5 protein-coding genes and 2 pseudogenes are annotated in these 5702 nt (G+C 69.8%); 4 read left to right on the top strand and 3 right to left on the bottom strand.

From position 1 onward, the window contains the following. Together ACXAID_RS26875 and gatC are read right to left on the bottom strand one after the other, a co-directional pair. Positions 1-212: pseudogene (locus tag ACXAID_RS26875) on the bottom strand (Asp-tRNA(Asn)/Glu-tRNA(Gln) amidotransferase GatCAB subunit A); the annotation flags it as partial. Then, complete coding sequence (gatC, locus tag ACXAID_RS26870; protein WP_475025225.1) at positions 209-508, bottom strand: Asp-tRNA(Asn)/Glu-tRNA(Gln) amidotransferase subunit GatC; 300 nt, start codon at positions 506-508, stop codon at positions 209-211. The gene gatC and the pseudogene ACXAID_RS26875, both read right to left, overlap by 4 nt. A gap of 128 nt (positions 509-636) precedes the next feature. Here gatC and ACXAID_RS26865 point away from each other — a divergent pair, with 128 nt between their 5' ends. Further along, entirely contained in the window at positions 637-1296 is a 660-nt protein-coding gene (locus ACXAID_RS26865; protein WP_475025224.1) for an ACT domain-containing protein, read from the top strand. Positions 1297-1302: 6 nt separating this feature from the next. Here ACXAID_RS26865 and ligA read toward each other — a convergent pair whose 3' ends face one another. After that, the gene (gene ligA / locus ACXAID_RS26860; RefSeq protein WP_475025223.1) at positions 1303-3384 is read right to left on the bottom strand and encodes an NAD-dependent DNA ligase LigA; all 2082 of its coding nucleotides are present in this window, start codon (positions 3382-3384) and stop codon (positions 1303-1305) included. 78 nt (positions 3385-3462) lie between these two features. On the opposite strand from ligA, the gene ACXAID_RS26855 reads away from it, so the two are divergent. The 3 genes and pseudogenes from ACXAID_RS26855 to ACXAID_RS26845 form a co-directional block, all read left to right on the top strand. Continuing rightward, a complete protein-coding gene (locus tag ACXAID_RS26855; RefSeq protein ID WP_475025222.1) occupies positions 3463-3864 on the top strand; it encodes an MmcQ/YjbR family DNA-binding protein in 402 nt (133 codons plus the stop codon). Between the two features lie 38 nt (positions 3865-3902). Then, positions 3903-5516 (top strand): 4-coumarate--CoA ligase family protein, encoded by a 1614-nt coding sequence (locus tag ACXAID_RS26850; protein WP_475025221.1) that lies wholly within the window; start codon positions 3903-3905, stop codon positions 5514-5516. A 30-nt stretch (positions 5517-5546) separates the two neighbouring features. Continuing rightward, positions 5547-5702: pseudogene (locus ACXAID_RS26845) on the top strand (HNH endonuclease); the annotation flags it as partial.

The raw sequence follows: 5702 nt of genomic DNA, 5'->3' as shown, positions 1-5702 counted from the left end.
GAGGCGGGCTGCTCGCCGGCGGCGACGGCGGCGTCGACGACGGCCGCGGCGGCCAGCGCCTCATCGGCGGCGACGTGCAGGAACGCGTTGTAGTCGCCGTCGGTGGCCGCGATCCGGTCCAGGCAGGCCTGGGTGACTTCGGTCGAGGACACCTCCTTGGCGGCGATCTTGTCGGCCAGGGTCGCGGCGTCGAGGCGGGTCAGCTCGCTCATTCGGCTTCCCCGAGGATGCGCGGCACGGCGAACCGCCCGTCGACGGCGTTGGGCGCCCCGGCCAGCGCCTCGTCCTGGGTCAGGCAGGGCGCCACGGCGTCGGGCCGGAACACGTTGACGTCTTTGAGCGGGTTGTCGGTGGCTTCGACGCCGGTGACGTCGACGGCCTGGATCTGGCTGACATGGCCGATGATGGCGTCGAGCTGACCGACGAAACCATCGAGCTCGTCGTCGGTCAGGGCGAGCCGGGCCAGCCGCGCGAGGTGGGCAACCTCGTCTCGGGAGATCTGTGACACGACCACAAAGCCTAGTTCAAGGCTCCGGCGGCGAGCCGCCCCAGTCACCCGGCGGCGAGCCGCCCCAGTCACCCGGCGGGGCTTTTCCGACTCGCCGGTTCACGGCAGTCCGTGACACAGTGTCTGCCGTGCCTTCGTATCTGCTGCGGGTCCAGCTGGAGGACCGGCCCGGCAGCCTCGGCTCCCTCGCCGTGGCGCTGGGGTCGGTGGGCGCCGACATCCTGTCCCTCGACGTGGTCGAACGGACTTCCGGTTTCGCGGTCGACGACCTCGTCGTCGACCTGCCACCGGGCGCCATGCCCGACATGCTCATCACGGCCGCCGAGAAGCTCAACGGTGTCCACGTCGACAGCATCCGGCCACACACCGGACTGCTGGAGGCGCATCGCGAGCTCGAACTCATCGACCACGTCGCCGCCGCCGACGGCAAGCTCAAGCAGCTGCAGGTTCTGGTCGACGGTGCGCCGAAGGTGCTGCGGGTCGGCTGGTGCACCGTGACCAGGCTGTCCGAGACCGGCCCCGAGCGGGTCGTCGGCAGCCCCGGCTCGCCGGAGACGCGGTCGGCGGAGACACCGTGGCTGCCGATCCACCGGGCCCAGGTCCTCGACGCGACCGCGGACTGGGTGCCGCAGGTGTGGCGCGACATGGACACCACGCTGGCGGCTGCACCTCTCGGGGGCCCGGACACGGCCCTGGTGCTGGGCCGTCCCGGCGGCCCGGAGTTCCGGCCCAGCGAGGTCGCGCGGCTGGGGTATCTGGCCGGGATCGTGGCCTCCATCACCCATTGAGGCCGGCTACACCGCGTCGGGCCCGTCCTGCAGCAACCGCCGGAACCCGTCCTCGTCGAGGACCGGGACGCCGAGTTCGATCGCCTTGTCGTACTTGGATCCCGGGGAGTCGCCGGCAACCACGTAGTCGGTCTTCTTCGACACCGACCCGGCGGCTTTTCCTCCTCGGGTGATGATCGCCTCCTTGGCGCCGTCGCGGGAGAATCCGGGCAGCGAGCCGGTGACGACGATCGTCAGCCCCTCCAGGGTGCGCGCGATGCTGGCATCGCGTTCGTCGGCCATCCGCACTCCGGCTGCGCGCCACTTGCCGACGATGGCGCGGTGCCAGTCGACGGTGAACCAGTCGATGACGGCGGCCGCGATGGTCGGGCCCACCCCTTCGGTGGCCGCCAGCTGTTCCTCGGATGCCGACTCGATGGCTTCCAGGCTGCCGAACTCGGTGGCCAGCGCGCGGGCCGCCGTCGGCCCGACGTGGCGGATCGACAGGGCGACCAGAACCCGCCACAGTGGCTGAGCCTTGGCCTTTCCGAGGTTGGCGAGCAGTCGTTTGCCGTTGGCCGACACCTCGCCGGCCTTGGTGGTGAACAGGTCGGTGCGCAGCAGGTCGTCGCTGGTCAGGCCGAACAGGTCGCCCTCGTCGCTGATGACGCCGGCCTGCAGCAACGCGGCGGCGGCCTCGTAGCCGAGGCCTTCGATGTCGAACGCGCCGCGCCCGGCGACGTGGAACACCCGCTCGCGCAGCTGTGCCGGGCAGGAGCGCGAGTTGGGGCAGCGGATGTCGGCGTCCCCCTCTTTGGCGGGGGCCAGTTCGGTCCCGCACTCGGGGCAGTGGGTGGGCATGACGAACTCCCGCTCGGAGCCGTCACGCAGATCGACCACCGGGCCGAGCACCTCCGGGATGACGTCGCCGGCCTTGCGGATCACGACGGTGTCCCCGATCAGCACACCCTTGCGCTTGACCTCCGAGGCGTTGTGCAACGTGGCCAGCCCGACGGTCGACCCGGCGACCTTCACCGGCTCCATGTAGGCGAATGGGGTCACCCGTCCGGTGCGACCGACGTTCACCCGGATGTCGAGCAGCTTGGTGGTGGCCTCCTCGGGCGGGTACTTGTAGGCCACCGCCCAGCGCGGGGCCCGCGAGGTGGACCCGAGCCGGCGCTGCAGCGCGACCTCGTCGACCTTGACCACGAGCCCGTCGATCTCGTGGTCGACGTCGTGGCGGTGCTCGCCCCAGTAGGCGATCCGCTCGGCGACCGCCTCGAGCCCCTTGACCTGCACGGTGTGATCCGACACCGGCAGTCCCCACGCCCCCAGCGCCCGGTAGGCGTCGTGCAGCGAGGCCGGGGCGAAGCCGTCGGTGTGGCCCAGCCCGTGGCAGATCATCCGCAGCCTGCGCCGCGCGGTGACCGCCGGATTCTTCTGACGCAGTGAGCCCGCCGCACTGTTGCGCGGATTGGCGAACGGTGGCTTGCCCTCGGCGACCAGGCCCGCGTTGAGGTCCTCGAAGTCGGCCACCCGGAAGAACACCTCCCCGCGCACCTCGAGAACGGCGGGAACAGGGAATTCCTCTGTACCGGTAAGCTTTTCGGGAACGTCGTCGATGGTGCGCGCATTCAGCGTGACGTCCTCACCGGTGCGGCCGTCGCCTCGGGTGGCCGCGCGGACCAGCCTGCCGTCGCGGTACACCAGCGCCAGCGCCACGCCGTCGATCTTCAACTCGCACAGGTAGTGCGCGCCGTCGCCGATCTCGCCGCTGATCCGCGCGGCCCAGCCCGCCAGCTCGTCCGGGGTGAACACGTTGTCCAGGCTCAACATCCGCTCGAGGTGCTCGGCGGGGGTGAAGTCGGTCGCGAACCCCGCCCCGCCGACGAGCTGGGTTGGCGAGTCCGGGGTGCGCAGCTGCGGGTGGGCGTCCTCGAGCGCCTCGAGCTTGCGCAGCATGGTGTCGAACTCGGCGTCGGAGATCACCGGGGCGTCGCGCACGTAGTAGCGGAACTGATGCTCGCGCACCTCCTCGGCGAGGTCCTGCCACTGCCGGCGCAGATCGGCGTCGGCGGCGTCGGTATCCGGGGTCACCTCGGGGCTCACGCTGGTGAGGTTATCGGAGCTTTCCGACAGGGAACCGGTGTAGCCCGGACCGTCGGATCCGCTGCGTACGCTGACGACATGGGGCACCCGATCATGTTCAGCGACGACGATCCCGGGCTCGCCGCGGTGCGCGCGATCGCGTTGGGCTTCCCCGGGGCGTTCGAGAAGATCTCGTGGGGCAGACCGGTGTTCTGCGCCCCGAAGATGTTCCTGATGTACGGCGGCAGCACCAAGGGGGAGGTCAAGGGGGAACACGTAGGACATCCCCACTCGATTCTGGTCAAGGTCGACGACAGCGACCGCCGCGCTCTCGAGCAGGACCGCCGCTTCTTCTTTCCCGCCTACATGGGCCCGTTCGGATGGCTGGGCCTGGACTTCGACGCCGCCCAGGTGGACTGGGACGAGGTCGCCGAACTGACCGATGCCTCGTTCCGGATGGTCGCGGCCAAGAAATTGATCAGGCAGCTCGACGAACGTTGACCCGCCGCGGCCGCACGCGTGGTTCGATCGGAGTCGCCATGAGTTTCTCGAGCCCCTTCCCCGAAGTCGACATCCCCACCGCGAGTGTCTACGACTACCTGTTCGACGGGTTGTCCGACACCGAGGACGACGCCGACCGCGTCGCCCTGATCGACGCCAAGTCGGGCCGGCACACCTCCTACCGCGAGATGGTCGCCCGCATCGAGTCGTTCGCCGGCGCCCTGGCCGGCCGGGGCCACGGCGTCGGCGACGTGGTGGGCCTGCTCGCCCCGAACAGCTCCGCGTTCGCCGTGGCCTTCCACGGCATCCTGCGGGCCGGGGCGACGGCGACGACGATCAACGCGCTGTTCACCGCCAAGGACATCGCCAAGCAGCTGACCGACTCCGGCGCCTCGATGCTGATGACCGTCAGCGCGCTGCTGCCGCAGGCCGGGGAGGGCGCCGCGGCCGCCGGCCTGCCCGCCGAGAACGTGGTGGTGCTCGACGGCGCGGGCCGTGACGCCGACGGCCATCCCAACGCCGCGGAGTTGCTCGCGCCGGGCACTCCGGCACCGGAGGTGAGTTTCGCCCCGTCTGCGCACCTGGCCGTGCTGCCCTACAGTTCCGGCACGACGGGCAACCCCAAGGGCGTCATGCTCACCCATCGCAATCTGGTCGCCAACGTCGCCCAGATCCGGCCGTTGCACGGCATGACCCGAGACGACGTGGTATTGGCCGTGCTGCCGTTCTTCCACATCTACGGCATGACCGTGCTGCTCAACGCGGCGCTGCACGCCCGCGCCCGGCTGGTCATCATGCCCGGCTTCGACCTCGAGGCCTTCCTGGCCAACATCGCCGAGCACCGGTGCACCGTCGCCTTCATCGCACCGCCGGTGGCCGTGGCGCTGGCCAAGCATCCGTTGATCGACGACTACGACCTGTCCTCGCTCAACGTCGTGATGTCGGGCGCCGCACCGCTGGACGCCGACCTGGGCCATGCCGTAGCCGAACGACTGGGCTGCACCGTCGTCCAGGGCTACGGGATGAGCGAGCTCAGCCCGGTCAGTCACATCACCCCGTTCGACTACGGCGAGCACGACATGCGCACCGAGGCACCGTTGAGTTCGGTCGGCTGGACGGTGTCCAACGCCGCCTCCAAGATCGTGAACCCGGAGACCGGCGAGGAGATCGGCATTCCCGCAGAGGGTTTGAGCGAGACCGGCGAACTGTGGTTCAAGGGACCCAATGTGATGACCGGCTATCTGAACAACGACGAGGCCACCCGGGCGACCATCGACGACGACGGCTGGTTACACACCGGCGACCTGGCCCAGGTCGACGAGCACGGGTGCGTCTACATCGTCGACCGGCTCAAGGAACTGATCAAGTACAAGGGCTACCAGGTGCCGCCGGCCGAGCTGGAAGCGGTGCTGCTGAGCCATCCGGAGATCGCCGACGCCGCGGTGGTCGGCGTGCCGGACGACGCCGGCGAGGAGGTGCCGAAGGCGTTCGTGGTCAAGCAGGCCGGTTCCGGGCTGACCGAGGACTCCGTGATGGACTTCGTGGCCGGGCAGGTGGCGCCCTACAAGAAGGTGCGCCAGGTCGAGTTCATCGACGCGGTGCCGAAATCCGCTTCGGGAAAGATCCTCCGCAAGGATCTGCGTTCGCGCTAAATGTCGGTGGCCCGGGGTAGCGTCGGCGCCATGTTCGAAACTTTGTTCGACATCGATCCGGTTGCGGGTGAGGCCGAGCTGCGGGCCATGGTCGAGCGGTGCGAACAGCTCAAATCCGCCGCGACGGCGGCGCAGGCGCGCGCGACAGCGTTGTGGGCGGCCCGGCGCCGCCGCGCCGAGCAGGCC

This window comes from Mycobacterium sp. ABE4_509, assembly GCF_056160785.1.
Note: the sequence above shows the minus strand (reverse complement) of the source record. Positions and strands in the feature narration are given on the sequence as shown.

What these genes read in the sequence shown, in the direction of transcription:
- ACXAID_RS26850 (WP_475025221.1), top strand. Translation starts at nt 3,903, where the DNA reads ATGAGTTTCTCGAGCCCCTTCCCCGAAGTCGACATCCCCACCGCGAGT.
- ACXAID_RS26855 (WP_475025222.1), top strand. Translation starts at nt 3,463, where the DNA reads ATGGGGCACCCGATCATGTTCAGCGACGACGATCCCGGGCTCGCCGCG.